General features: G+C 71.2%; 22 protein-coding genes. 5 read left to right on the forward strand and 17 right to left on the reverse strand.

What is annotated here, in order from left to right; genetic code table 11:
• Positions 1 to 56: 56 nt before the first annotated feature.
• The 5 genes from J2S43_RS09870 to J2S43_RS09890 all read right to left on the reverse strand — a co-directional run bounded on the left by J2S43_RS09870 (position 57) and on the right by J2S43_RS09890 (position 5,976).
• Positions 57 to 710, reverse strand: a complete 654-nt coding sequence (locus J2S43_RS09870) for a response regulator (RefSeq protein ID WP_306828524.1) — start codon at positions 708 to 710, stop codon at positions 57 to 59.
• On the reverse strand, positions 707 to 1,942 hold the full coding sequence (locus J2S43_RS09875) for a sensor histidine kinase (RefSeq protein ID WP_306828525.1): 1,236 nt from the start codon (positions 1,940 to 1,942) through the stop codon (positions 707 to 709). Before J2S43_RS09875 ends, J2S43_RS09870 begins: the two co-directional genes overlap by 4 nt.
• A gap of 361 nt (positions 1,943 to 2,303) precedes the next feature.
• Positions 2,304 to 2,711: a hypothetical protein gene (locus J2S43_RS09880; protein WP_306828526.1), complete on the reverse strand. Its 408-nt coding sequence runs from the start codon at positions 2,709 to 2,711 to the stop codon at positions 2,304 to 2,306.
• Between the two features lie 11 nt (positions 2,712 to 2,722).
• Entirely contained in the window at positions 2,723 to 3,553 is an 831-nt protein-coding gene (locus tag J2S43_RS09885; RefSeq protein ID WP_306828527.1) for an IS5 family transposase, read from the reverse strand.
• A gap of 1,163 nt (positions 3,554 to 4,716) precedes the next feature.
• Positions 4,717 to 5,976: a hypothetical protein gene (locus J2S43_RS09890; protein ID WP_306828528.1), complete on the reverse strand. Its 1,260-nt coding sequence runs from the start codon at positions 5,974 to 5,976 to the stop codon at positions 4,717 to 4,719.
• A gap of 194 nt (positions 5,977 to 6,170) precedes the next feature.
• Between J2S43_RS09890 and J2S43_RS09895 the strand changes: the two genes are divergently transcribed.
• Together J2S43_RS09895 and J2S43_RS09900 are read left to right on the forward strand one after the other, a co-directional pair.
• Positions 6,171 to 7,295, forward strand: a complete 1,125-nt coding sequence (locus tag J2S43_RS09895) for a PIN domain-containing protein (protein WP_306828529.1) — start codon at positions 6,171 to 6,173, stop codon at positions 7,293 to 7,295.
• 47 nt (positions 7,296 to 7,342) lie between these two features.
• Positions 7,343 to 7,762, forward strand: a complete 420-nt coding sequence (locus tag J2S43_RS09900; RefSeq protein WP_306828530.1) for a hypothetical protein — start codon at positions 7,343 to 7,345, stop codon at positions 7,760 to 7,762.
• Here the strand turns inward: J2S43_RS09900 and J2S43_RS09905 are convergent.
• The 5 genes from J2S43_RS09905 to J2S43_RS09925 all read right to left on the reverse strand — a co-directional run bounded on the left by J2S43_RS09905 (position 7,759) and on the right by J2S43_RS09925 (position 12,458).
• Complete coding sequence (locus tag J2S43_RS09905) at positions 7,759 to 8,328, reverse strand: DUF3421 domain-containing protein (RefSeq protein ID WP_306828531.1); 570 nt, start codon at positions 8,326 to 8,328, stop codon at positions 7,759 to 7,761. The two genes, J2S43_RS09900 and J2S43_RS09905, sit on opposite strands and share 4 nt — an antisense overlap.
• 61 nt (positions 8,329 to 8,389) lie before the next feature.
• The gene (locus J2S43_RS09910; protein WP_306828532.1) at positions 8,390 to 9,652 is read right to left on the reverse strand and encodes a PH domain-containing protein; all 1,263 of its coding nucleotides are present in this window, start codon (positions 9,650 to 9,652) and stop codon (positions 8,390 to 8,392) included.
• Positions 9,649 to 9,984, reverse strand: a complete 336-nt coding sequence (locus tag J2S43_RS09915) for a PadR family transcriptional regulator (RefSeq protein ID WP_306828533.1) — start codon at positions 9,982 to 9,984, stop codon at positions 9,649 to 9,651. The genes J2S43_RS09910 and J2S43_RS09915 overlap by 4 nt, the downstream gene beginning before the upstream one ends.
• A gap of 10 nt (positions 9,985 to 9,994) precedes the next feature.
• Complete coding sequence (locus tag J2S43_RS09920; RefSeq protein ID WP_306828534.1) at positions 9,995 to 11,815, reverse strand: bifunctional sugar phosphate isomerase/epimerase/4-hydroxyphenylpyruvate dioxygenase family protein; 1,821 nt, start codon at positions 11,813 to 11,815, stop codon at positions 9,995 to 9,997.
• A 10-nt stretch (positions 11,816 to 11,825) separates the two neighbouring features.
• Positions 11,826 to 12,458 carry a TetR/AcrR family transcriptional regulator gene (locus J2S43_RS09925; RefSeq protein WP_306828536.1) on the reverse strand — a complete coding sequence of 211 codons (633 nt, stop codon included), beginning with the start codon at positions 12,456 to 12,458 and terminating at the stop codon, positions 11,826 to 11,828.
• A gap of 86 nt (positions 12,459 to 12,544) precedes the next feature.
• On the opposite strand from J2S43_RS09925, the gene J2S43_RS09930 reads away from it, so the two are divergent.
• Together J2S43_RS09930 and J2S43_RS09935 are read left to right on the forward strand one after the other, a co-directional pair.
• A complete protein-coding gene (locus tag J2S43_RS09930) occupies positions 12,545 to 13,384 on the forward strand; it encodes a shikimate dehydrogenase (RefSeq protein ID WP_306828537.1) in 840 nt (279 codons plus the stop codon).
• A 9-nt stretch (positions 13,385 to 13,393) separates the two neighbouring features.
• Positions 13,394 to 14,761, forward strand: a complete 1,368-nt coding sequence (locus tag J2S43_RS09935) for an Nramp family divalent metal transporter (RefSeq protein WP_306828539.1) — start codon at positions 13,394 to 13,396, stop codon at positions 14,759 to 14,761.
• A gap of 377 nt (positions 14,762 to 15,138) precedes the next feature.
• Here the strand turns inward: J2S43_RS09935 and J2S43_RS09940 are convergent, their stop codons facing one another.
• Genes J2S43_RS09940 through J2S43_RS09950 form a run of 3 tightly spaced genes read right to left on the reverse strand, consistent with a single transcriptional unit; the run spans position 15,139 to position 17,437 of the window.
• On the reverse strand, positions 15,139 to 15,678 hold the full coding sequence (locus J2S43_RS09940; protein ID WP_306828540.1) for a copper resistance CopC family protein: 540 nt from the start codon (positions 15,676 to 15,678) through the stop codon (positions 15,139 to 15,141).
• Entirely contained in the window at positions 15,675 to 16,850 is a 1,176-nt protein-coding gene (locus tag J2S43_RS09945) for a Dyp-type peroxidase (RefSeq protein ID WP_306839234.1), read from the reverse strand. The genes J2S43_RS09940 and J2S43_RS09945 overlap by 4 nt, the downstream gene beginning before the upstream one ends.
• Before the next feature lie 11 nt (positions 16,851 to 16,861).
• On the reverse strand, positions 16,862 to 17,437 hold the full coding sequence (locus J2S43_RS09950; RefSeq protein WP_306828541.1) for a copper chaperone PCu(A)C: 576 nt from the start codon (positions 17,435 to 17,437) through the stop codon (positions 16,862 to 16,864).
• A 212-nt stretch (positions 17,438 to 17,649) separates the two neighbouring features.
• Here J2S43_RS09950 and J2S43_RS09955 point away from each other — a divergent pair, with 212 nt between their 5' ends.
• Positions 17,650 to 19,605 (forward strand): OmpA family protein, encoded by a 1,956-nt coding sequence (locus tag J2S43_RS09955; RefSeq protein WP_306828542.1) that lies wholly within the window; start codon positions 17,650 to 17,652, stop codon positions 19,603 to 19,605.
• Positions 19,606 to 19,624: 19 nt separating this feature from the next.
• Here J2S43_RS09955 and J2S43_RS09960 read toward each other — a convergent pair whose 3' ends face one another.
• Genes J2S43_RS09960 through J2S43_RS09975 form a run of 4 tightly spaced genes read right to left on the reverse strand, consistent with a single transcriptional unit; the run spans position 19,625 to position 23,008 of the window.
• Positions 19,625 to 20,242 carry a response regulator gene (locus tag J2S43_RS09960; RefSeq protein ID WP_306828543.1) on the reverse strand — a complete coding sequence of 206 codons (618 nt, stop codon included), beginning with the start codon at positions 20,240 to 20,242 and terminating at the stop codon, positions 19,625 to 19,627.
• On the reverse strand, positions 20,239 to 21,360 hold the full coding sequence (locus tag J2S43_RS09965) for a sensor histidine kinase (RefSeq protein WP_306828544.1): 1,122 nt from the start codon (positions 21,358 to 21,360) through the stop codon (positions 20,239 to 20,241). Before J2S43_RS09965 ends, J2S43_RS09960 begins: the two co-directional genes overlap by 4 nt.
• Positions 21,357 to 22,178: an ABC transporter permease gene (locus tag J2S43_RS09970; RefSeq protein ID WP_306828545.1), complete on the reverse strand. Its 822-nt coding sequence runs from the start codon at positions 22,176 to 22,178 to the stop codon at positions 21,357 to 21,359. Before J2S43_RS09970 ends, J2S43_RS09965 begins: the two co-directional genes overlap by 4 nt.
• Positions 22,175 to 23,008 carry an ABC transporter ATP-binding protein gene (locus J2S43_RS09975; RefSeq protein WP_306828546.1) on the reverse strand — a complete coding sequence of 278 codons (834 nt, stop codon included), beginning with the start codon at positions 23,006 to 23,008 and terminating at the stop codon, positions 22,175 to 22,177. The genes J2S43_RS09970 and J2S43_RS09975 overlap by 4 nt, the downstream gene beginning before the upstream one ends.
• Positions 23,009 to 23,018: the final 10 nt, after the last annotated feature.

The following is a 23,018-nucleotide window of genomic DNA, read 5'->3' on the forward strand; positions in this document are numbered from 1 at the left end:
GGTCCGTCCGGCCCGGCACACGGCCCTGCTGGACTGACGGAACGTCCCCGGGCGGCTCACCGCCGCCCGGGGACGACCAGCCCGTTCTCGTAGCCGAACACCACCGCGTGCACCCGGTCCCGCAGGCCCAGCTTGTTCAGGATCCGGCTGACGTGCGTCTTCGTGGTCTGCTCCGCGATGAACAGCGCGGCCGCGATCTCCGCGTTCGACATGCCGGTCGCCATGTGCCGCAGCACCTCCCGCTCCCGGTCGGTGAGCGCGTTCAGCGCCGGGGACGGCTTGCGCGGCTGCGCGCCGACGAAGTTCTCGATCAGCCGCCGGGTGACGCTCGGCGACAGGAGCGCCTCGCTGTTCGCCACCACGCGCACCGCCCGTACCAACTCGTCGGGTTCGCTGTCCTTGAGCAGGAAACCGCTGGCGCCGGAACGCAGCGCCTCGTACACGTAGTCGTCGACGTCGAACGTGGTGAGCATCAGCACCCGCGGCGCGGGCGAGCCGGAGAGCAGCTCGCGCGTGGCGGCCAGCCCGTCCAGCTCCGGCATGCGCACGTCCATCAGCACCACGTCCGGGCGCAGCGACCGGCCGAGCCGCACGCCGGCCCGGCCGTCCTCGGCCTCGCCGGCCACGGCCAGATCCGGCTGGGCGTCGAGGATCGCGCGGATGCCGGCTCGGATCATCGGCTGATCGTCGACGACCAGGACGCTGATCATGACTGGTTCTCCTCGATGTTCAGGGGCAGGCACGCGGCCACCCGGTAGCCGCCGCCGGGACGCGGGCCGGTCTCGATCGTGCCGCCGGTCTGCCGGGCCCGTTCCCGCATGCCGATCAGCCCGTGCCCGGCCCGGCCCGGGTCCTCGATCGACTGCCGGGCCCGGCGCGCGCGGTCGTTGACCACCTCGACCGTGAGTTGCCGCCCGGTCGCGCCGACCAGCACCCGGGTGTCCGCGCCGGGTGCGTGCCGCACCACGTTGCTCAGCGACTCCTGCACGATCCGGAACGCGGCCACGCCGATCGTCTCCGGGATGTCCAGCGCGCGCACCTCGGCCGGCACGGACAGCTCCACCGCGATCCCGCCGCGCCGCGCGGAGAGTGCCAGCTCGTCCAGGTCGCGCAGGCCGGGCGCCGGTCGCAGCGGCCGCTCGCCCTCCTCGTCGCGCAGCAGCGACAGCAGCTGGCGCATCTCCTGCAGCGCGGTGCGGGTGCCGGCCGCGATCCGGCCGAACTCCGCGCGCGACTCGTCGTCGACGTCGCCCAGCCGGTACTGCGCCGAAGTGGCCTGCATGTGGATCACCGACATGCTGTGCGCGACCACGTCGTGCAGCTCCCGGGCGATCCGGGTGCGCTCCTCGACCACGGCCCGCTGCGCCTGCTCCAGCGCCACGTCGCGGCGGGCGTCGGCGAGCTGCCGACGGATCAGCGCGCGCTGCCGCCACAGGATCGCGCCGAACAGCACCAGCACCGAGTTCGTCGCGTAGACGACCAGCGTCTCGGCGGCCGCGTCGAAGTCGCGCCCGCGCGGGTCGAGCATGATCAGCAGGATCAGGATCAGGCTGGAGGCCCACCAGGTCGCGACCGCCTCACCCCACGGCCGGCACAGCCCCACCAGGCCGACGTAGAGGATCAGCACCACCATCACGGGCACGGCGAGCGGCCACGCGCCCTCGTCGACCGGCTGCGTCCAGGCGAACACCACCACGGCGGCGAGTTGCAGCGCCGCGGCCAGCCGGGGACGCACCGGCACCAGCGGCAGCGCGGCGCAGCCCGCGGTCGCGGCGCCGAACGCGACCAGCACCGGCAGTTCGTAGACGTCCGCGACCAGCGTGGCCGTGACGACCAGCAGCAGCCCGGTCACCGATCCCAGCACGACCCACCACAGCGTGCGCACCGGCCGCCCGTCCGTCACGTCGTTCACCTGCTCCTCGTCCGCGCATACGCCCGCCACGCTACCGACGGGAATTCGCCCGCGCGTCGTGCCGCCGGGGGACCGGACCCCGTACCGGAGAGGTACGCGGCCATTCCCGACAAGATCAAATTCTGGATCTTCCCGCTTCCGGCGTGCCCACTTCCCCCATGCTCCCGCGGGCACCGGTCGTCGCTGGCGCTCCTCCCTAACGATCCGCGGATGGCCGGCGAAGACCACGAAACCCGCACCGTGGCGCCTGACGCAAGCAGCGACGGGGGCCGCGCGTTCTCCCCGGCCATGACAGGATCGGCTCCGACGCCACGTGCGGAGCGGGGCCGGGCCGGGCCTTCCGCATCCGCAACTCCAGAGAGACTGAGTCTTCAGAGGGCGGTAAGGGAGATTACGTCCGTTTCTGGGTGAGGGTGAACAGTCCGGGTTCGGTCTCGGTCACGAGTTTGTGGTGGACCAGGCGTTTGAGCTTCGCGCGGGTGCCTTCGACGTGTGCCGGTGTGGGTTCGATGTCGAGGGCGAGGCAGATGCCCTTGGCGCGGATGCCGTCGGGTGCGGTGCCGAGGATGGTGAGGATCTGCTGGTAGGCGGAGCTGATCACGATCGGTTCCTCGGCGGTGAACTGGGCCGCGGCGATTGTTTTCAGGGTGGTCCGGGTGGTGGCGAGGTCGGCCAGTTCACGGTCGGTGCGGTCCAGTTCGGTGGTGAGCGCGCTGATCTGCTCGCGCAGCCGCTGCGCGGTCTGCGTCGCGGTGGTCTCCTGCGCGGTGATCAGGTCGAGGATCGTGTCCAGGTGCATCAGCGGGCCCGTTACCGGTCTCGCCAGGTCGGGGTGCTGGTCCCGGTCAGGCGGCGGGCCATGTTCGCTATCGATGCCCAGAGCGTGCGGGACACGCTCGATTCCGGGCGGCTCTCGTACTCACGCGCCAGGCGGCGGTGCAGCATCAGGGTGCCGTAGACCTGCTCGACGATCCACCGCTTCTTCACCGGCACGAACCCCGGCATCGTGTCGGAGCGTTTGACGACCTCGACGTCGATACCTGTCACGGCGCCGTGGACGGCGACGTCCTGTTTGAACCCGGCGTCGACCATCGCGACCGTGACGGTCGGGGCGTGCGCGGCGACCTTGTCCAGCAGCCGAATCCCGATGACGTTGTCGGTCACCGACGCGGCGGCCACGACCACGGCGACGATCAACCCGAGAGCATCCACGGCCAGGCCCCGCTTACGGCCCGGAACCTTCTTCCCCGCGTCTTTGCCGGTCGTGGCAGCCGGGACGTGGTTCGCGGCCCGCACCGACTGGGTGTCCAGCACCACCATGGTCGGGTCCTCGGCCCGGCCGGCCTTCTGCCGGGCCTGGCACCGCAGCAGATCATGGATGACCGCGTCGGTGCCGTCATCACGCCACAACCCGAAGTAGTAGTAGACCACCGGCTTCTGTGGCAGGTCATGCGGCAGATACGCCCACTGGCAGCCGGTCCGGTTCTGATACAGGATCGCGTTCACGACCTCCCGCAGATCCTGCTCACCGGTCCGGCCCGCGACCGACACCCGCCCCGCCCGCCACACGTCCAGAAACGGGCCGATCAACGCCCACTGCGCATCGCTGACGTCACTCGGATACGGCTTCCGATCACCCATGACCGGGCCAACACCCCACCCCGGCCACGGGACGCGACCAAGATTCACCCTTCACGCCATCGAGTGATCACTATCTATCATGAACCCGTAGAACGATCTCCAAACGGACTCAACGCATAGATCAACCCAAACGATCTCGAACCACCCTCTCAGGTCCGGGTCGGAGGCGCGAACAGTGCGGTCGGGCACTTCGCCCAAAATATCGCAACATACTGATCTTTCGAGATCGAGATCGAGATCGAGGCCTAAGCCGAGGTCGAGGTCGAGCGGCGGTGGCCGTCCCGGCGCTGCTCGCCCGAAATTTCGCGCTATAGCGGTCACCGCTGCGAAACGCCGCTCACTCCGACGCCGAAGGCTCAGTACTGCCGGGAGCGGGAGCTGATCACGTGTCGCAAATCGTTGTTATTCGGCGCTCTAAACAACGATTTGCGACACGTGGTTGCTTCCAGCAGTCGCCGTCGCCACCTTTGTAATGATATTTCGGACAGAGCTTCAGTGGTGAAGGGACGTTTGCCCGCTGATTGTCGGAGTGATGGCGGTGGCGATCCGATGGTCGTTCCTCCGTCGGTGCCCGTAGGTCTGCGAACGCGCCGCCCCGGCCTCCCGGCCGATGGCTGCGGGGCGCCACATGCGCCCGCGACGGAGATCGGGCGCATGGGGCGCCCGAAATATCTCCACATCTCACCCTGTTCCAGCGGTGCCGTGTCCACGCGGCACCGCCATCCGCCCCTGGGTGATCAATCAGTGGAGCAAGAGATATCCACTTCGATCTTTGATCTATCTTTCGCACCACTGATCGATCACCCAGGCGGCAGACTCGGCATGGCCGGCGTCATCCAGCGAGGCGGGGCGGCGCCGGCCTGTTGTCGCGTCATGCGCGCTCTGCCCGCCGGGACGCTCCGGTCGTGGTCGCGGCAGGGCTGCGGCCGTCGTGTAGTCGCGTGGTCTTCCCGGCCACCCACGGAACGTGTAGGGAGGAGCGCCGGCGACGACCGGTGCCCGCGGGAGCACTCGGAAGGTGCCCACTCCGGAAGCGGGAAGATGGCCTTACCGGGGTTTCGAGGTCAGGCTCCGGCGGAGCCGAAAACCGGCTCGGCGTCCCACGCCCCGGATCTCCGGAAGTTCCTGCCCGGCGACGTGGGGCGCCGATCACCCCGGCAGATTCATTGATCAGTGTGGATTCGGAGGGTTCCCAGGCCGGCGGAGGCGTCGAGGTCGAGGCGGTCGGTGGCGGCCTGCCAGTCGCGGGACTGGAAGACCTCGCCCTTGGCGATGCCGTTCTTCGACGCGCCGTCGATCTCGACCGTGCCGGCGCCCTGCCGGATCGCGACCCGGGCCGGTGCCCGCGCGGGGGTGCGGACCGTGAGCTGGTTCGCGCCCTTGGTGAGGGAGATCGGCAGCGTGCCGTCCGGGGCGGGCAGGCTCAGGTCGATGCTGGTGGCGCCGCCGGCCAGCGTGACCTCGGAGACCGGGGCCGCGCTCAGGTCGACCGCGCCGGAATCGACCCCGGCGAGGAGCCGCACCGACCAGCGCACCTCGTCGCTGAGCAGCACCTCGACCTCGGCGGTCGCGTCCTCGTTCTCGCTCGCCTCCAGGAACAACCGGACTTCGCCGTCCTCGGTGACCGCGTTCGGGCGTACGCCACTCTCCTCCGGCGAGCTGATCCGGAACAACTCCCCGTCCAGCGAGGTGGTCCGCACCACCAGCATCGTCACGTCCGTGAGCAGCGCGAACGTCGCCTCGTCCCGCCCGTCGAGCGGCGCGGACACGGTCCGCCCGTCGTCGGCGTCGGCTGGCTCGGCACCGGTCTCCGGCCCGGGCCCGGCATCCTCCGGTGCGGCGTCGTCCGGCCCCGCCGCCTCCGGGGCCGCGTCGTCCGGTGCGGGCCCGGCCGGTGCGGCGGTCGTGCTCTGATCCGTGGAGTCGCCCGGCAGCTGCACTACGATCAGCGCGGTCAGGCCGGCCAGCAGCAGCGCCGCCATCGTGACCGTGGCCAGCACGCGCCCGCCGCGCCGGGGCGCCGGCGCCGCCGCGGTCCCGCCGTTCCAGTGCAGGTCGTCGTCCTCTGCGGGCGGATGCACGAAGTCCTCCGCCAGCACCAGACCTTCGAACGGATCCCGCACCTCGGTCTCGGTCTCCCGGACCGGCGGCGCCGCGTCGAGCGGCGCCGCACTCGGCGCGGCGGGCGGCGCCGAAGCCGGCGCGGCGGGCGGGAAGGTCGTGTCCTCCAGGTGGTAGACGTCCGCCTCCGGTCCGATCCGGTGCGGCGCGTCCGGCCAGTAGTCCGCGATGGACGGCCACGCGGCCGGCGGGTCCCCCGGGTCGTCACCGGCATCGACGAGCGGCGGATGCGCCGCCGTCGTGCCCTCCCTGGACCTCCGGTCCGGTGCCCCGCCGCCCTCATGCGCCACAACGACTCCCATCCGCCGGCATGTCCTCGCCCACCACATGGCACGCACGGAACGCCGCTATGGATCAACTCGACGGGTGCGGAGATCGAAATCATGACTCGCCGTCCTCGACGGCCTGATTCACCGGGGCCGAGATGGTGGGGGCGCCGCCCGCGAGGACGTCGACCGGCGAGCCGTGCGGCGGGGGTGCGCGTACCCTGGCCTGCGTGGATCATGAAGAGCGCATCGCCCTGTTCCTCGACTACGAGAACCTGGCGATCGGGGCCCGCGAGCACCTGGGCGGGATGACGTTCGCGCTGAAGCCGGTCGCGGACGCGCTGGCCGAGCGCGGCCGGGTGGTGGTGCGGAAGGCGTACGCGGACTGGTCGTACTTCGACGACGACCGCCGGATGCTCACCCGGTCGCACGTCGAGCTGATCGACATCCCGCAGCGGATGGGCGCGTCCCGGAAGAACGCGGCCGACATCAAGATGGTGGTGGACGCGCTGGAGCTGGCGTTCGAGCGGCCCTACATCTCCACGTTCGTGCTCTGCACCGGCGACAGCGACTTCACGCCGCTGGTGCACAAGCTGCGCGAGTTGAACAAGCGGGTGATCGGCGTCGGTGTGCAGAAGTCGACGTCCGCGCTGCTCCCGCCGGCCTGCGACGAGTTCCTCTACTACGACCGGCTGGAGGGTGTGGAGGTCCCGCCGGCCCGGCCGAAGCGCGGTCGCCCGGCCGCCGCACCGGCCGCCCCACCTGAGCCGTCGCCGGAGCCGGAGGTGGCCGCGCCGGAGCTGGTCGAGGTGGTGGTGACGGTGGAACCGTCCGCCGGCGCCGAGTCCTCCGCGCGGGACGCGGAGACGCTCGCCGCGCTGGTCGCGCAGACCGTCACCGGCCTCCAGCAGAGTTCGAACGGCGCGGTGACCGCGTCCACGCTCAAGCGCACGCTGCTGCGTAAGGACCCCACGTTCAGCGAGGCCGACCACGGCTTCCGCGCGTTCGGCGAGCTGCTGCGCCACCTGCGGGAGCAGAACGTGATCGAGCTGAGCGACGGATCAGCCAAGGGTGACCCGGAGGTCAGCCTGCCGGAGCACGGCGACCGGGAGGCCGCGTTCGGTGTGCTGCGCGCGGTGGTCCAGGAGCTGTCCGCCGGCAACGGCGCGGTCGCGCTCTCCGGCCTGAAGAACCGGGTTCGCAAGGTCGCGCCCGGCTTCAGCGAGAAGAAGCTCGGCTACCGCTCGTTCCTGCAGTTCTGCAAGGCGGCCGCGACCAGCGGCGCGGTCGCGCTGGAGTGGAGCGCGGACGCGGACGACTACCTGCTGACCCCGCCGGTGGGTTCTCAGGGTTGAGCCGAACGGCCGAGCTGATCTGTGACCGCGGTCACTAGCATGTCGGCATGCCCGTGCCGCGGCGCATCCCCATCGCGTGGGAAGCAGATCACCAGACCCACACCATCGGGCGGTACGCCGAGGGTCAGTTCTACGCGGCGGTGCACGGCACCTACCGGCCCGGTGCCGGCCCCGCGTGGTATGCGTATGTGCACCTCTTCGACGCGGACGGTCTGCACCGCGAGACGCGGGTGCGGCTGCTCGCCCGCACCGGCGTGCTGGCCGACAGGGCCGGCGCGGACCGGGTGCTCGCCGGCCTGCTGGCCGGGTTGCGCCGGGTCCGGTTCGGCGACATCGCGGTGCAGCCGTTCCGCTTCGAGCACGACGGTGTGGTGTTCGCGCTGGTGGACGAGTCGGACGAGCACGGCGTCCCGTGGGCCGAGCTCTACCCGGACCGGCTCGGCTTCACCGAGCCGTGGAACGGCTAGCTCAGGTCCACCGTGACCGTGACGGTGACCCGCTTGCCGTTCACGGTGACGCTCTGCCCCGGCGTGACCGGCTGCGGTGTGCCGGCGGCGGCCCGGCCGGGTCCCTTCGCCGACCAGAAGACCGGCGCGTCCGGGCGCAGCAGCACCTCGTACGCGTGCACGGTGTGCTCCTCGTTGCCGTAGCCGATGTTCGCCGCCCCGAACTCGCGGCGCACCTTGCCGAGTTGCAGGTTGTTCCCGTCGATCGACGCCCGCGCCACGAACAGCGGGACGCCGTGGTGTTCGTGCCCGGCCTCGTACGCGTCGTCCGGCACGTCGCCGCCGACCGCCACGCCCCAGATGCCGCGGTCCATCAGCACCTCGTATTCGCCCGGCACGCCGATCTCGTCACCACCCCAGGCGACGCCGGCCAGCCCGAGCCCCGGTCGCACCTTGCCCGGGTGCAGCCCGCCGTGCAGCCGCACGCGGCACACCCACAGCGGCGAGCCGTCATCGTCGTACCCGTGCGGAATCGCCCCCTCCGGAATCCGCCCGTCCGCGGCCGTCTCCCAGCGATAGTCCGTCATGTCTCTCCTCGCGCCGTGCGACCTCGTCGATGAGATCGCCGCCGAAGGATAGCGACGATGATCAGCCGGGTGGCGCCGGCATCGTGTCCGTCTCATCGGTGCCCGCGCGCCCCTCGCGCGGACGGTTCTGGGCGGCGGCGCTCGCGGTCAGCCGGTCGACGGCCGCGGTGAGTGACTCCATGGCGCCGCCCAGCTTCGTCAGCAGCGCGATCATCTCGGCCTCCGAGTCCCGGATCGGCGGGCTCGCCCACGGCGAACCCGGCATCGTCCCCGGCGACTCGCGCCGATCCGCGGAGCCCTGCTCCGCGAGATCCTGCTCCGCGAGATCCTGCTCCGCGAAGCCCTGCTCCGCGAAGCCCTGCTCCGCGAAGCCCTGCTCCGCGAAGCCCTGCTCCGCAAATTCCCGATCCGTGAGGTCCTCGTCCGCGAACGGTGGAAGGCCCGCGAGGCCGGCCGGTTCCAGGTCGAGATCGTCCTTGTCCCGGCCGAGGCGTGCCTCGACCGCCTCCGGTTCGTACATCTCCTCGACGATGCGCAGATAGAGCTCGTTGGGGCGCGGCACGTCGGCGACGACACGCATCGCGTTGCGCCTGCTGGCCGACTCCAGCCGGAACGTGCCGTAACCGAGCACCCGGCCGAGCGGCGACTGCACATACCGGACGTCCACCACCCGCATCAGGGGCATCATCGCCACGGTACGGCGGGCGACGCCCCTGGTGAGCATCAGTCTCTTGTTGGTGATGATCAGGCGGTTGAAGTACCACAATGCCAGCTGATAGAGCACCAGCACCGCGGTGGCGAGTGCGACCAGCAACGCGCACCACACCTGATAGCGGTCCCGCACGTAGATCGCGACGATCCACTCCAGCAGCACGCCGTAGATCACCACGACGAGGGCGGACCGGGCCGGATTGATCCAGTGCCGCTTCCACTCGCCGCGGTAGCGCTCGGTCGGGAATAGGTAACGAGCCACCAGCGTGGTCGGCTCGTCGTCCAGCGGCAGGACTCGGCGCGGCGCGGACAGCACCTCGTCGGCCGAGGGCGCGTCCGCGGGATCGGGCTCTCCGGCGATCAGCCGCCGCGCGCGCATCACCAGCGAGGCAACCGCGAGGTTGGTGCCGGTGGCCAGCTTGAGGAAGCTGCCCGGCCGCGCCTCGATCACCGCCTCCAGTTCCTCGGCGCGGACCTTGCCACGCGGCGTGTCGCCGTAGCGCAGCCGCGCCGACCAGGCCGCGAGCCGCCGGCCCAGCCAGGGGGAAACGCCGGTGAACTCGTTGACCAGCACACCCAGCAGCAGGGCCAGGATGATCTCGACGCCGTTCATCGCGCGGCCATCCCGAAGCCGGGCTGCGGCCGCCACCAGCGCGGACGCTCGGTCTCGACCGGGATCGCGTGCTGCCGGGCCGCCTCCACACCGGACGCGGTGAGCCGGTAGTAGCGTCGCCGGGCCCGGTTCTCGCCGGCCGGCAGCGCCTCCCAGCTCGCGGTCGTCCAGCCTGCGTCCTCCAACTGGTCGAGCGCGGCGTAGACGGCCGGGCCGGAGCGGCGCAGCCCGCGCATGATCAGCCAGCCGTGCAGCTCGGCGCCCTCCTGCCACGCCTGCAGCAGGAGCCCGAGGACCTCGGCCATCGTCCGCGACACGGTCGGCGTGCGCATGTACGCAAGGTTACGCGTCGCCTGCAAGCTGTGGTGTCGCCCGGCCGGTGGTCAGGCGCAGGTGGCGGTGGGCGGCCATCCGGACCGGCGCGTTCGTCTCGCCGAAGGCGTCGTAGCCGCCACGTCGCTCGACGATCTCGAAGAACACCCTGCCCCCGTGCACCGGTGTGTAGAAGTGCAGCAGCTCGCCGCCGTGCGCGTCCCGGTCGTAGAGGACGCCGTGCCGGCGCAGCGGCTCGATCGTGTCGTCGGGCAGGGCGAATCGGGCCGCGAGGTCCGCGTAGTAGTTGTCCGGGATCGCCAGCCGCTGCGGCACCCGCGCGGCCGTCGCCATGATGTCCGATGTGGAGAAGGCGATGTGCTGTGGCTCCGGGACGCCGGGCGCCCACTCGCCGCGGCGCAGCAGCGCGACCGTGAGCGCCAGGCGCACCTCCCGGCCCGTGGTGGCCAGCGCGCGCGAGCGCATCAGGCCGAACGGCGCCGCGAACTCCTCCGTCGCGAGCCGGCCCAGCCCCAGGACTGAGTCGTAGAACAGCCCGGCCTCGTCGAAGTGGTCGAACGGCTGGGTCAGTCCGATGTGGTCGGTGCTGAGCAGGCCGGTGCCGATGCCGGGGGAGTCGCCGGTCGACAGGAAGTCCGCACGCCAGTCCGTCGAGTGGTCGGTCAGGAACACGTCCGTGCCGTCCGGGGCGGTTACGGAGGCGAGCGAGACCTCGCGCGGGCCGTGCGCGCTGACGTGCGCCGGTGCCCGCAGCGCCACGGCGCGGCGCAGTGCGGCCTCGGGATCGTCCGTGCTGACCGCGATCGCGCTGATCGCGGCGCCGGGCCGGGTCACCGCGCTGTTCAGCACGACCCGGCAGGCTGACTGTTCCCACAGTTCCACGGGCTTGGTGCGGTGCTGGCCGGTGTGCGCGAAACCGAGGCCCCGCAACGCCTCGCGCAACTGTGGGCCGGTGCCGCCGTCCACCGCGAACTCGGTGAACGCGTGGCCGCGCAGCGTGGGTGCGGGCGGCAGCGGGTGCAGGCCGGCCCGGTCCTCCAGCGCGATCAGCGAGCGCATCGCGTCGACCGCGGTGCGTGCCGGATCGGCCTGCCGGAAGACGTCGTTGAAGACCTCCAGGGACAGCGGTCCGTCGTACCCACTCGCCTGGATGTTCGTGATCAGGCCGGGGAGGTCGAACGCGCCCTGGCCGGGGAAGAGCCGGTGGTGGCGGCTCCACTGGAGTACGTCCATCCGCAGGTGCGGCGCGTCGGCCAGCTGCACGAAGAAGATCTTCCCGGGCGTGATGTCCGCGATGCCGTCCGGGCTGACCTCGCGCGAGAGGATGTGGAACGAGTCCAGGCACAGCCCGAGCGCGGGGTGGCCGGCCGCGCGCACGATCCGCCAGGCGTGGTCCCACGTGGACACGTTGCGGCCCCAGGCGAGCGCCTCGTAGGCGATCCTGATCCCACGCTCAGCGGCCTGAGTCGCGAGTCGGGACAGGTGCTCCGCGGCCAGCGCGTCGTCGTCCCGTGCGTCCGGCGAGACCGACGAGCAGACCAGCATGGTGTCCGTGCCGAGCGCCTCCATCACGTCGAACTTGCGGGCGGCGCGTCGCAGATTCAGTTCGAGGACATCCGCGGGTACGCCTTCGAAGTCGCGGAACGGCTGGTAGAGGTCGATCGACAGGCCGAGGCCGGCGCACCGGGCCCGGATCTCGGCCGGCGACCACGGCGACACCACGAGGTCGTTCTCGAACAGCTCGATCCCGTCGAACCCGGCCGCCGCCGCGGCGGTCAGCTTGTCGTCCAGCGTCCCGGAGACGCACACCGTCGCGATCGACCGCCGCATAAAATCCCCCTTAAATCCGTAGATATCCGGTCAACAGGTCGCCCAGCATGGTGCGGTAGTGCGCGCGGCGTGCCGGGTCCAGCAGGTCGCGGTCGAAGAGCGCGCCGAACGTGTGCCGGTTCGCGACCCGGAAGAAGCAGAACGAGCTGATCATCATGTGGACGTCCAGCGCATCCACGTCCGTGCGGAACACGCCGTCCGCCTGGCCGCGCTCCAGCACGCCGCGCAGCAGGTCCACGGCCGAGCTGTTCAGGTGGGCCATCCGCGCGACGTGCGCGACGTGCCGGGCCTGTTGCGCGTTCTCCACGCCGACCAGCCGGATGAACGCCGGGTGCGCCTCGTGGTGGTCGAACGTGACCTCGGCCAGCCGCCGCACCGCCATCACCGGGTCCAGGTGCTCCACGTCCACGGCCCGCTCGGCGGCCCGGATCTCCGAGTACGCCCGCTCCAGCACCGCGCGGTAGAGCTGCTCCTTGCCGCCGAAGTAGTAGTAGATCATCCGCTTCGTGGTGCGGGTGCGCGCCGCGATCTCGTCCACCCGGGCGCCGGCGTAGCCGCGATTCGCGAACTCGTCCGTGGCCACGTCGATGATCTCGGCTCGGGTGCGTGCGGCGTCCCGGCGGCGTTCCACGGTCTCTTCCATGAGGTCCAGTCTGCCCGCCCCCTTGACACCACTCGATGTGACCCGGATAACTAACGTACCAGTTCGTACATTCAAGGGAGTCGACCGTGCGGTGTGGACTGATCGGCGCCGGGATCGATGCGTCGTTCTCGCCCGCGCTGCACGAGACCGAGGCCCGCCGGCAGGGCCTCGACCTGCACTATGAGCTGATCGACGTGGACCGGGCGGGCACCCCGGCCACGCTCGGCCGGCTGCTCGACGACGCCGAACGCGACGGCTTCGCCGGGCTCAACATCACCCATCCGTTCAAGCAGCACGTCGTCGGGCTGCTCGACCGGCTGTCGCCCGCGGCGAGGGCGATCGGCGCGGTCAACACCGTCGTGTTCCGCGACGGTGCGCGGCACGGGCACAACACCGACGCGTACGGCTTCACCGAATCGTTCCGCGATGGACTGCCCGATGTGGACACCAGCCGGGTCGTGCAGCTCGGCGCGGGCGGCGCCGGTGCCGCCACCGCGCACGCGCTGCTCGGCCTGGGCATCGGGCACCTCACCGTGGTCGACCCCGACCTGGACCGGCGCGGACTGCTCGCCGAGACGCTCAGCCTGCACACGGACGCCGACCGGATCGCGGTGGCGGCTCCATCCGAGCTGCCCGACGCGATCGCGCACGCCACCGGACTGGTCAACGCCAGCCCGGTCGGCATGCACCGGCACCCCGGCCTGCCGCTTCCGGCGGAGCTGCTGCACCCCGGCCTGTGGGTCGCCGACATCGTCTACATGCCGGTCCACACGCCGCTGCTGCGCACCGCCCGCGCGGCCGGCCTGCGAACGCTCGGCGGCACCGCGATGTGCGCCTACCAGGCCGCCGCCGCGTTCGAACTCTTCACCGGGCGCACCGCGGACACCGCGCGGATGCTGCGCCACCTGGACGTTCTGCTCTCCTAGGAGTGCGACATGACTGACCTTCCCGCTCCCGTACCGCTGCGGCGGATGATCGGCCCCGGCGTCGTCGCGGTCGGCATCGGCATGGCGGCCGGCGAGATCATCCTCTGGCCGTACCTCACCGTCCTGGGCGGCCTCGGCCTGCTCTGGCTCGCGATCAGCACGCTGGTCGTGCAGTTCGTCATCAACATGGAGATCGAGCGCTACACGCTGGCCACCGGGCAGACCGTGGTCGCCGGCTTCTCCCGCTGGTGGAAGGGCTGGGGCATCCTGATCTGCCTCGGCGGCGCGTTCCAGTACGTCTGGCCCGGCTGGGCGACCAGCGGCTCCACGGTCTTCACCTACCTGGTCGGCGGCGGCGACCCGGTCTGGATCACCGTGCTCGTGCTGGTGCTGATCGGCGTGCTGCTGTCCGTGTCCCGCGTCGTCTACACCACGGTCGAGCGCGTCGAGGTGGTCAAGGTCGCGCTCACGCTGTTCTTCCTGCTCGTCGTGGTCGTCTTCGTCATCTCGCTGTCCACCTGGGGCGCCGGTGCGCGGGCCGCGGTCGTCGAGTTCGGCCGCATCCCGCCGGAGATCACGTTCGTGATGCTGCTCAGCGCGATCGGCGCGGCCGGGGCCGGGGGCGTGCACAACCTGGTGCTCAGCAACTGGATCCGCGACAAGGGCTACGGGATGGGCGCGCACGTGCCCCGCTTGATCTCGCCGATCACCGGTCGCTCGGAGCCGGCGGGCGCGGATCGTTTCGATCTGGCTGTGACTGATGGCAACCTTGAGCGCTGGCGGGTCTGGTGGCGGCGCGCGAACGTGGAGCACCTGGTCACGTTCGTCGCGGTCTGCCTGGTCACCATCACGGTCATGAGCCTGCTGGCGTACGAGACGCTGGCCGGCCGCGGCGACCTCAAGAGCGACCCGTCGTTCCTGCGCATCGAGGGCGACGTGCTGGCCGACCGCGTGGGTGTCTGGCTCAAGCTGCTCTTCTTCGCGATCGCCGCGGTCTCGCTGTGGGCCGCCGCGATGGGGCTGCTCGACGTGATCGGCCGCCTCACCGCGGACTTCGTGCACCGCGTCTACACGCCCGGCTCCACCCGCTGGACCGAGCCCCGCCTCTACCTGCTGGTCGTCTGGACCGAGATCGTGCTCGGCTCGATCATCCTGCTGGCCGGTTTCACCCAGCCGCTCGGCCTGCTGATCGTGTCGACCTGTGCGGCCTCGGTGGTCACGCTGCTCTACTCGATCCTGCTGGTCCGCCTCAACATCAAGGACCTTCCCGCGCCGGTACGACTGGGAGGCTGGCGGCTCGGCGGCATGCTCGTGGCCATCGCGTTCTACGGCTTCTTCGCGATAGCGATGATCGTGACCCAGTTGCAGCGGCTATGAGACTCCTCAGCCCAGCCTCCTAGGATGTGCGACGCGGGGCGGCCTGTCCTGCTGCGCATGACCCCGAGGCCGGTACGCACGTCGCTGATCGCGGTCGGCGGCGCGGCCGTGATCGTCGCAGCCGGCGTGGCCGTCGGCGAGACGCTCGGCTACACCGGCTTCGCGGCCGCGTGGACCGTCCACTTCCTGTTGATGGCCTGGATCTCCGCGGTCATCGACGCGGCGGACCCCGGTCTGTCCGGCTCCTGGTTCCGTGTCCGGACCTGGGAGCCGGACCTCTACCGCCGGCTCGGCGCCTGGTCGTTCATGCACCTGCTGCGCCGCATCGGCTGGGAACGCGCCATGCGCACCTCCCGCCGGGACGGCACGACGAGAGATCACACCGCGGGTCTGCGGCGCCGGGAGAGCCAGAACGCGACCGCGCCGCCGGCGACGGCCACCACGACGAGCGCCACCAGCACGATCACCCCGGCCGGCGAGGATCCGCCGGCGGCCGGGGGAGCGTCGGCGACCACCGGCGCGGCCGGATTCGAAGCCGCCACCGCGGGCGCGCCGGTGCCGACCGTGAACGCGTACGAGCCCTGCACCGGATGCCCGTCCTTGGACACCACCCGGTACGCGACCGTGTAGACGCCGTCGCCCGGCGTACCCGTGAAGGTGATCGTCGCTTTTCCGCCGTCGACGGCCGGGTCGGAGACCGCGACCCGGGCCTTCGCCGCGTCCGTCACGATGAGCTGCGTGTACGTCGGATTCAGCGACTCCGCGAATTCAAGAACGATCTCCGCGGGTACGGCGTCCAGCCGCGCCCCCTCGGCCGGCACCGACGAGGTCAGCCGGTTGTGCGCGAACGCGGGCGCGGCCGGTACCAGTACCGCGACCGTCATCGCGAGCGCGGCGGCCAGCATCCGGCGGATCATGCCAGCACCTGCTGCCCGATCCAGCCGCCCTCCGGCACGCCGGGCGGGATCGCGAAGACGGCCGAGCCGATCGGCGTGATCCACTCGTTCATCAGATCCTTCTCCGCCAGCCGCGTCTGGATCGGGATGTACTGCCGCACGATGTCCGCCTGGTACGAGGCGAAGATCAGCCCGCAGTCCGCGGTCCCGTCCGCGGCCGGCGCCTCGTCGTAGTTGTACGGCCGGCGCACGATCTTCAGCCGGTCGTCGGTCTGCCGTGCGCGCGTGACGTGCGCGAAGTCCGGCATGACCGGGAACCCGGTGGCGTCCAGCTTCGCGAAGTCCGGCTCGTCCAGCTCGGCCGTGCCGGTCAGCGGCGCGCCGTTGGCCAGCTTCCGGCCGACCGCGTTCTCCTTGTCGGTGCGGCCGAGCAGGTCCCACTCCTCCAGCTCGGCGCGGATCCGGCGGACGACCAGCTGGGTGGAGCCGTCCTCGCGCCAGACCGCGGTGCCGAACGACGGCGTGCCGGACGCCGGGTTCGCGGTACCGTCGAGCTGGCCGAGCAGGTTGCGCTGGGTCCGGTCGGCCGCTTCCACGCCGGCGCTGCGGCGGAATCCGCGCTGCACCCACCGGACGGTCGCGAACGGCCGGCTGTCCTTGATCAGCATGCGCTGCGCGTGGGTGACCGTGATCGGATCGTCCGCGCAGATCTGGATCAGCAGGTCGCCGCCGTTCCAGCGGTCCTCCAGCCGGTCGATCTGCGGGAACGCGGGCAGCGGCGCGACCGGGGAGGGCAGCCGGGCCGCCGCGTAGAGGCCGGGCCCGAAGCCGAACGTGACGGTCAGCCGGGCCGGGACCACGGCCAGCTCCGCCTCGGTGTCGGCCAGCGGCGCCTCGCCCCGGGTGAGCCGGGCCGCGTCGTCGGTGAGCAGGCGCATCATCCGGCCCAGCGCGTCGCGGTCGCTGCCGGGCGCCAGCGTGAACGCGACGAACGCGGCGTGCGCCTGCGGGATCGTCTCGACGCCGGACTGCCGGGCACCGTAGAACGGCTCGACCACCTGGCCGTAGTCGACGAGCACCGGGGCCGGTCGCGCGGAAGGTGCCGCCTCAGGCCCGAGAGAGACGACCGTACCGCCCGCGACGGCGCCGCCGAGTGCGGCGGCACCGCCGGTGAACAGCCCGCGACGGCTGATCGGGCGTGGGGTCACGAATGCGCCCCGGCCGACATCGACGGCATCGCACCGCCGTGCGCGCCCGGCGCGTAGGACTCCTGGGCGCCGGTGAACGGCTTGCCGACCGCGGTGAACTGCACGGTGCTGCCGTCGCCGAGCGTCAGCGTCATGGGGACCTGGTCGCCGGCCTTCACCGGCGTGGTCAGGCCCATCATCATGATGTGGTCGCCGCCCGGTTCCAGGACGTGCTCGCCGCCGGCCGGGATGGTGAACCCGCCCTGCTTGGGCTGCATCTGCATGGCGCCGTTCACCATGGTCGTCTCGTGCAGCTCCATCATCGGCGACACCGCGGTGGCGGCGGAGACCACGGTGATGTCCGTGGTGCCGCCGTTGACCAGCGTGCCGAACGCGGCGGTCATGCCCTCGTCCGCCGCCTTGATCCACGGGTCGGTCATCGTCAGCCCGGACGTCGCCGCGGGCGCGCTCGCCGCGGTGGTGGCGCTCGGTGCGGGCGCGGCCGTCGTGCTGTCGTCGGTCGCACACGCGGTGAGCCCGCCCATCGCCAGTGCCAGCACCAGTCCGGCACCGAAACGCGAGGTCTTACCCATCTGCCAGTCCTCCTCGATGATCGTTCGGTGCGTTGGTCGGCGAGCGAACGCGAACAGTTCCCGGCGTACCCCGTGATGTTGACGATTTGGATCTAGTAATGGGGCAAATAACCCTAAGGTCAAATCGAACGGAATTTTTATGACATGGGGGATAAGTGAAGATTCGTTGGAGGAGTTCTCTCGGTGTCACCGCGTTGGCGGCCGGGGCCGGGATGGCGGTGGCGGTGGGGGTGGTCGCACCGTCGGCGGCGGAGCCGGTCAATATTCCGACCTCGCCCTACCTGCTGTCGATCATCGCCGGGGACAACCAGTCGACCGGCACGCCCACCGACGGTGCGGCGCGCCAGTCGCAGCTGAACGACCCGACCGACATGGCGTTCGATCCGGACGGCAACCTCTACGTCGCGGACACCGGCAACTGTGTGATCGTGAAAATCACGCCGGCCTACCAGCTCTCCGTCTTCGCCGGCCTGTCCTTCGGGTGCAACACGCTGCCGAGGAACGGCGTGGGTAACGGGCGGCTGGTCAGCCTGGCGTGGCTGAACGGACACCTCTACGTCGGCAGCGCCGACACCGGCTACATCTACCGGGCCGACGCGAACGGGAACCTGACCCCGGTGGCCGGGACCGGGGTGGAGGGCCCGCCGAGCCTCGGCCAGGTCGACACGCCCACCCAGATGGTGGCGCACGGGAGCTACCTCTACTTCGGCGACCAGGCTTCGCACGAGGTCGCCCGGTTCAATCCCGACGCCAACCCGGTCACGATCGAGGTGATCGCCGGCGACGGTTCCGCCACGTCGACGCCGTCGACGCCGCTGCAGGATGCGAAGACCATCGGCATCGCCATGCCGAACGGTGTCGCGGTCGCCCCCAACGGCACCGTCTACGTGTCGGACACCCAGGAGAGCCGCATCCTGCAGATCTCGTCGACCGGGGAGCTGCTGGGCCAGGTGTTCTACCCCGGTCCGGTCGGCCTCGCCCTCGACACGACCGGCGAGACGCTGTACACCGCCTCCTACGCGGGCGTCATCACGATGATGAGCACCGACTTCTCGGTCGGCGGGATCGGGAACGGCGCCTTGATCGCCGGCATGGGCCTCGGTGCGAGCTCCCTCGCCGAGTTCAGCGCCGGCAGCGTCGACCAGGTCAGTGCGCAGATCTACAACCCGGTGGTGGAGGGGCCGTCGCTCGAGACGCCGGTCGGCCAGCCCGCGGGTGTGGAGCTGGACGCGAAGGGCGACATCTACGCCACCCTCAGCGGGCCCAGCATGCTGGTGAAACTGACGAAGATCAAGCCGCCCGCGCCGCCGGTGCCGCCGTTCACCGGCCCGGACACGCCGGTGGTGACCGCGGCGCCGTCCGCCGGACCGTCGGCGACCCCGTCGATCAGCCCGTCCGCCGTGCCGACGTCGGTCCCGCCGTCCGTGGTGCCGACCGCGGTCCCGTCCGTGGTGCCGACCACGCCCGGCCCGGTCGTGACCTCACCGGCACCGGACCCGTCGAACCCACCGAAGATCAACCTGAATCTGCAGCTCGCGGTGGACGCGCCCCTGGAGGGTGCGAAGGCGACCGTGAGCGGTGGCGGTCTGCAGCCGGCGTCGCCGTACACGCTGACGATGTACTCCACGCCGATCGAGGTCGCCCGCGGCACCACGAATGCGGCGGGCGCGTTCAACGCGGTCATCACCATGCCGGCCAAGGCCTGCGTCAAGGGCGGCTCACACCGCCTGGTCCTGACCGGGACCGCGCCGGGTGGGGCCAAGCTGGAGGACTCCAGCTACGTCGTGCTCGACGACACCTGCAAGGCCAAGAGCATCAACAACGTGACCGCGCCGGTCAACAACACGGTGACGTTGCAGTCGTTCACGTTCCCGCACCTCTCCGCGAAGCTGCGCCCGAAGGCACAGCGGACGCTGCGTGACCTGCGAGGCGCGCTGACCAGCGCCAAGGCGATCACGATCACCGGATATACCGAGACTGACAGCAGGGGCAAGGCCGCCACGAAGGCCAACCGGAAGCTGGCGCTCAAGCGCGCCAACGCGGTCCGGGCCCACCTGCGGAAGCTGGGCATCACGGTGCCGGTCACCACGGCCGGTGCCGGTGGCGTGAACGGGCTCGGCAAGGGCCAGAAGTTCAACCGCCGGGTGGTGATCGTCGTCCGCTACTGACGGGCCGGGACGGCCGCGGTCACAGCAACCCGCGCGACATCGCGGTGGTGACCGCGGCCGTCCGGTCGGAGACGTCCAGCTTCGCGAACGTGCGCAGCAGGTGCGTCTTCACGGTCGCCTCGCTGATGTGCAGGCGGCGGCCGATCCCCGCGTTCGTGTGGCCCTGCGCGACCAGCCGCAGCACCTCCAGCTCCCGCGCGGACAGCCCCGGCGCGGCCGGCTGCCGCACCTGCCGGACCAGCCGGCCCGCCACGGCCGGGGCCAGCACGGTCTCGCCGCGCCCGGCCGCCCGGATCGCACCGGTCAGGTCCGCGCGGCTGGCGTCCTTGAGCAGATAGCCGGACGCGCCCGCCTCGACCGCGCGCAGGATGTCCGCGTCCGTGTCGTAGGTGGTCAGCACGACCACCCGGGTACCGGGCAGCTCGGCCAGGATCAGGCCGGTCGCGGTCGCGCCGTCCACGCCCGGCATGCGCAGGTCCATCAGCACCACGTCCGGGCGCAGCGCGCGGGCCGCGGTCACCGCCTCCGCGCCGGAACCCGCCTCGCCGACCACGTCCAGGTCCGCCTCCGCGCCGAGCATGCCACGCAACCCGTCCCGGACCACCGGATGGTCGTCGACGAGCAAAATCTTGATCATGAGGGTACGTCCAATGTGATCGTCGTTCCGGCCCCCGGCGCGGACGTGACCGTGAGATCCGCGCCGATCTGCTCCGCGCGGGCCCGCATGCCGCGCAGACCGTACCCACCGGTGCTCTGCTGTTGTGCGAAACCCACGCCGTCGTCGCTGATGGTCAGCCGGGAACCGATCAGGTCCACGGTCACGGTGGTCGCGTGCGCGTGCCGGCGGACGTTCGTCAGCGCCTCCTGCACGGTCCGCACGATCACCACCTCGGTCGCGGTCGGGAAGTCCGCGGCGTCCACGCTGCACGTCGCCTGATGGGCCGCGGCCAGCCGGGACAGCACCTCGGCCAGCGACCGGCCGTGCAGCTCGGCGGGCGCGAGCACGGTCACCATCGCGCGCGCCTCCGCCAGGTTCTCCCGGGCCGTGCGCAGCACCAGCGCCAGGTGCCGGTCGGCTGCGGCCCGATCGGTGGACAGCTCCGACTCGATCGCCTGGACCAGCGTGACGATGCTGGTGAAGCCCTGCGCCAGCGTGTCGTGGATCTCGGCGGCCAGCCGGGCACGCTCCGCGGCCACGCCCGCGTCGTGCGACAGCGCCGCGACCCGCGCCCGGCTCGCCTCCAGCTCCTCGATCAGCCGCGCCCGCTCCCGGCTCTCCTCGGAGATCCTCTCGATCGTGGTGCCGATCAGCGTGGAGAACGTCAGCCCGAGCACCGCCACCCCGGCGTCGATCAGCAGCTCCTCCCAGCCGGCCTGCTTGGCCAGGTCCACCGGCAGCGGCGTCAGGTTCAGCACCGCGGCGGTGATCACCGCCGGGCGGACCCGCATGCACAGGAACGGCATCGGGGCGATCCCGAAGAGCGCGAACGTGCTGATCTCCGCCGCCGACACCGCGACCACGAACAGCACCACCAGGACGACACCGAACCAGACGCTGCCGTCCGGGACGCCCTCGTCATCGCGCGGTGCGATCCGCCTGCCCCAGAGGATCCAGACGGCCGCGGCCAGCGCGAGCGCGGTGACCGACACCGCGCGTGCGGCCGGGGACACCTCCTGGTGCCGGGCGGTCACCGCCATCACCACGGCCAGCGCGGTGAGCAGGAAGACGTCCCACGGCCACACCCAGCGCCTCATCGCGTGCGACGGTCCGTCCACCGGAACGTCACCAGGCACAGCACCAGGCCGATCAGGCACCAGGCGATCAGCACCAGCGCGATCCTGCCGTGCTCCCACGATCCCGCCACCTCCTGCAGCCCCGCCTCGTCCGGCAGGAACACCGACCGGAAGCCCTGACCCATCCACTTCACCGGGAACAGCGACGACACGGCCAGCATGCCATCCGGCAGCGTGGAGATGTGCACGAAGATCCCGGAGGTGAACTGCAGCGCCAGGACCGGCAGGTTCATCACGGCCGGCGCGCTGCGCGTGGACCGGGCCAGGGTGCTGGCGGCGATGCCCAGCAGCGTGCACGCGACCACCGACAGTGCCATCAACCAGGTGAACGTGACCCAGCGCCCCGTGTCGCTGGGAAGTTCGAGGTCGAAGAGCAGCACCGCGACGGCCAGCATGATCGCGACGGACGCGAGCGTGGTCACCGCCACCAGCACGATCTTGCCGATCAGGTACGCCCCGGCCGTCGCCGGCGTGCCGCGCAGGCGCTTCAGCGTGCCGTCCTCGCGGTCCGCGACGATGCCCATCCCGATGCTGATGAACGCGGTCGACAGGACGCCGTACGCGATCATCCCGGCCGCGAACACCTGGCTGACCGTGGCGTCGGGCACGCCGTCCAGCGGCTCGTTGAAGATCGACCCGAGCAGGATCAGGATCACCGTCGGCAGCGCGAACGTGAACACCACGGCGTCCCGCTCGCGGAAGTACGCACGTACCTCGGCCGCGCCCCGCGCCAGGCCGATGCGCAGCGTCGAGGGAAGTCTCAGCGTATCGGTGGTCATCGGTTCTCTCCGATCAGTTCCAGGTAGACGTCCTCCAGGCTGCGCGGCTGCACGCGAAGGTCGGTCACGGCCGTGGCCCGGCCGGTCAGCGTCGCCAGCAGCGGCAGCGGCGCGTCGGTCACCACGGTCTGCGGCCCGTCGCCGTCCCGCCAGGACACGATCGACTCCGCGGTCCGGCCGCCGATCGCCTGCGGCGTACCCTCGGCCACGATCCGGCCGCCGGCCAGCACCGCCAGCCGGGTCGCGAGCGCCTCCACCTCGTCCAGGTAATGGCTGGTCAGCACGATGGTGGTGCCCTCCGCGGCCAGATCGCGGATCAGTGACCAGAACGCCCGGCGCACCTCCGGGTCGAAGCCGGTGGTCGGCTCGTCCAGGAACAGCAGCTCCGGGTCGCCGATGATGCCGAGCGCCACGTCCACCCGCCGGCGCTGCCCGCCGGAGAGCGTGCGCAGCTTCGCACCGGACTTCTCGGCCAGGCCACAGCGCTCGATCACGGTCCGCGGGTCGCGGGGCCGGGGATAGAAGCCGGCCACGTGCGAGATGTACTCCCGGACGGTCAGCTCGCCGCCGTCCTGCGCGCCCTGCGGCACGATCCCGAGCCGGGACCGCCAGCGACGGCCGGCGCGGCTCGGGTCCTCGCCGAGCACGCGCACGTCACCGCCGTCACGCCGGCGGTAACCCTCCAGGATCTCGACCGTGGTGGTCTTGCCGGCGCCGTTCGGGCCGAGCAGCCCGAACACCTCGCCGCGTTCGACGGTCAGCGTGACGCCGTCGACGGCCGTGTGCGGGCCGTACCGTTTCCTGAGGTCCTGAACCTCGATGACTGCCATGCAGTGAATT

Origin of the sequence: Catenuloplanes nepalensis, assembly GCF_030811575.1 — a bacterium.
Lineage (GTDB): Bacteria > Actinomycetota > Actinomycetes > Mycobacteriales > Micromonosporaceae > Catenuloplanes > Catenuloplanes nepalensis.

Excerpts from the sequence above, each read along its gene's own strand:
- J2S43_RS09870 (WP_306828524.1), bottom strand. The coding sequence starts at position 710 with ATGATCAGCGTCCTGGTCGTCGACGATCAGCCGATGATCCGAGCCGGC.
- J2S43_RS09880 (WP_306828526.1), bottom strand. The coding sequence starts at position 2,711 with ATGCACCTGGACACGATCCTCGACCTGATCACCGCGCAGGAGACCACC.
- J2S43_RS09885 (WP_306828527.1), bottom strand. The coding sequence starts at position 3,553 with ATGGGTGATCGGAAGCCGTATCCGAGTGACGTCAGCGATGCGCAGTGG.
- J2S43_RS09890 (WP_306828528.1), bottom strand. The coding sequence starts at position 5,976 with ATGGGAGTCGTTGTGGCGCATGAGGGCGGCGGGGCACCGGACCGGAGG.
- J2S43_RS09900 (WP_306828530.1), top strand. The coding sequence starts at position 7,343 with ATGCCCGTGCCGCGGCGCATCCCCATCGCGTGGGAAGCAGATCACCAG.
- J2S43_RS09905 (WP_306828531.1), bottom strand. The coding sequence starts at position 8,328 with ATGACGGACTATCGCTGGGAGACGGCCGCGGACGGGCGGATTCCGGAG.
- J2S43_RS09910 (WP_306828532.1), bottom strand. The coding sequence starts at position 9,652 with ATGAACGGCGTCGAGATCATCCTGGCCCTGCTGCTGGGTGTGCTGGTC.
- J2S43_RS09915 (WP_306828533.1), bottom strand. The coding sequence starts at position 9,984 with ATGCGCACGCCGACCGTGTCGCGGACGATGGCCGAGGTCCTCGGGCTC.
- J2S43_RS09920 (WP_306828534.1), bottom strand. The coding sequence starts at position 11,815 with ATGCGGCGGTCGATCGCGACGGTGTGCGTCTCCGGGACGCTGGACGAC.
- J2S43_RS09925 (WP_306828536.1), bottom strand. The coding sequence starts at position 12,458 with ATGGAAGAGACCGTGGAACGCCGCCGGGACGCCGCACGCACCCGAGCC.
- J2S43_RS09935 (WP_306828539.1), top strand. The coding sequence starts at position 13,394 with ATGACTGACCTTCCCGCTCCCGTACCGCTGCGGCGGATGATCGGCCCC.
- J2S43_RS09940 (WP_306828540.1), bottom strand. The coding sequence starts at position 15,678 with ATGATCCGCCGGATGCTGGCCGCCGCGCTCGCGATGACGGTCGCGGTA.
- J2S43_RS09950 (WP_306828541.1), bottom strand. The coding sequence starts at position 17,437 with ATGGGTAAGACCTCGCGTTTCGGTGCCGGACTGGTGCTGGCACTGGCG.
- J2S43_RS09955 (WP_306828542.1), top strand. The coding sequence starts at position 17,650 with ATGGCGGTGGCGGTGGGGGTGGTCGCACCGTCGGCGGCGGAGCCGGTC.
- J2S43_RS09960 (WP_306828543.1), bottom strand. The coding sequence starts at position 20,242 with ATGATCAAGATTTTGCTCGTCGACGACCATCCGGTGGTCCGGGACGGG.
- J2S43_RS09965 (WP_306828544.1), bottom strand. The coding sequence starts at position 21,360 with ATGAGGCGCTGGGTGTGGCCGTGGGACGTCTTCCTGCTCACCGCGCTG.
- J2S43_RS09970 (WP_306828545.1), bottom strand. The coding sequence starts at position 22,178 with ATGACCACCGATACGCTGAGACTTCCCTCGACGCTGCGCATCGGCCTG.
- J2S43_RS09975 (WP_306828546.1), bottom strand. The coding sequence starts at position 23,008 with ATGGCAGTCATCGAGGTTCAGGACCTCAGGAAACGGTACGGCCCGCAC.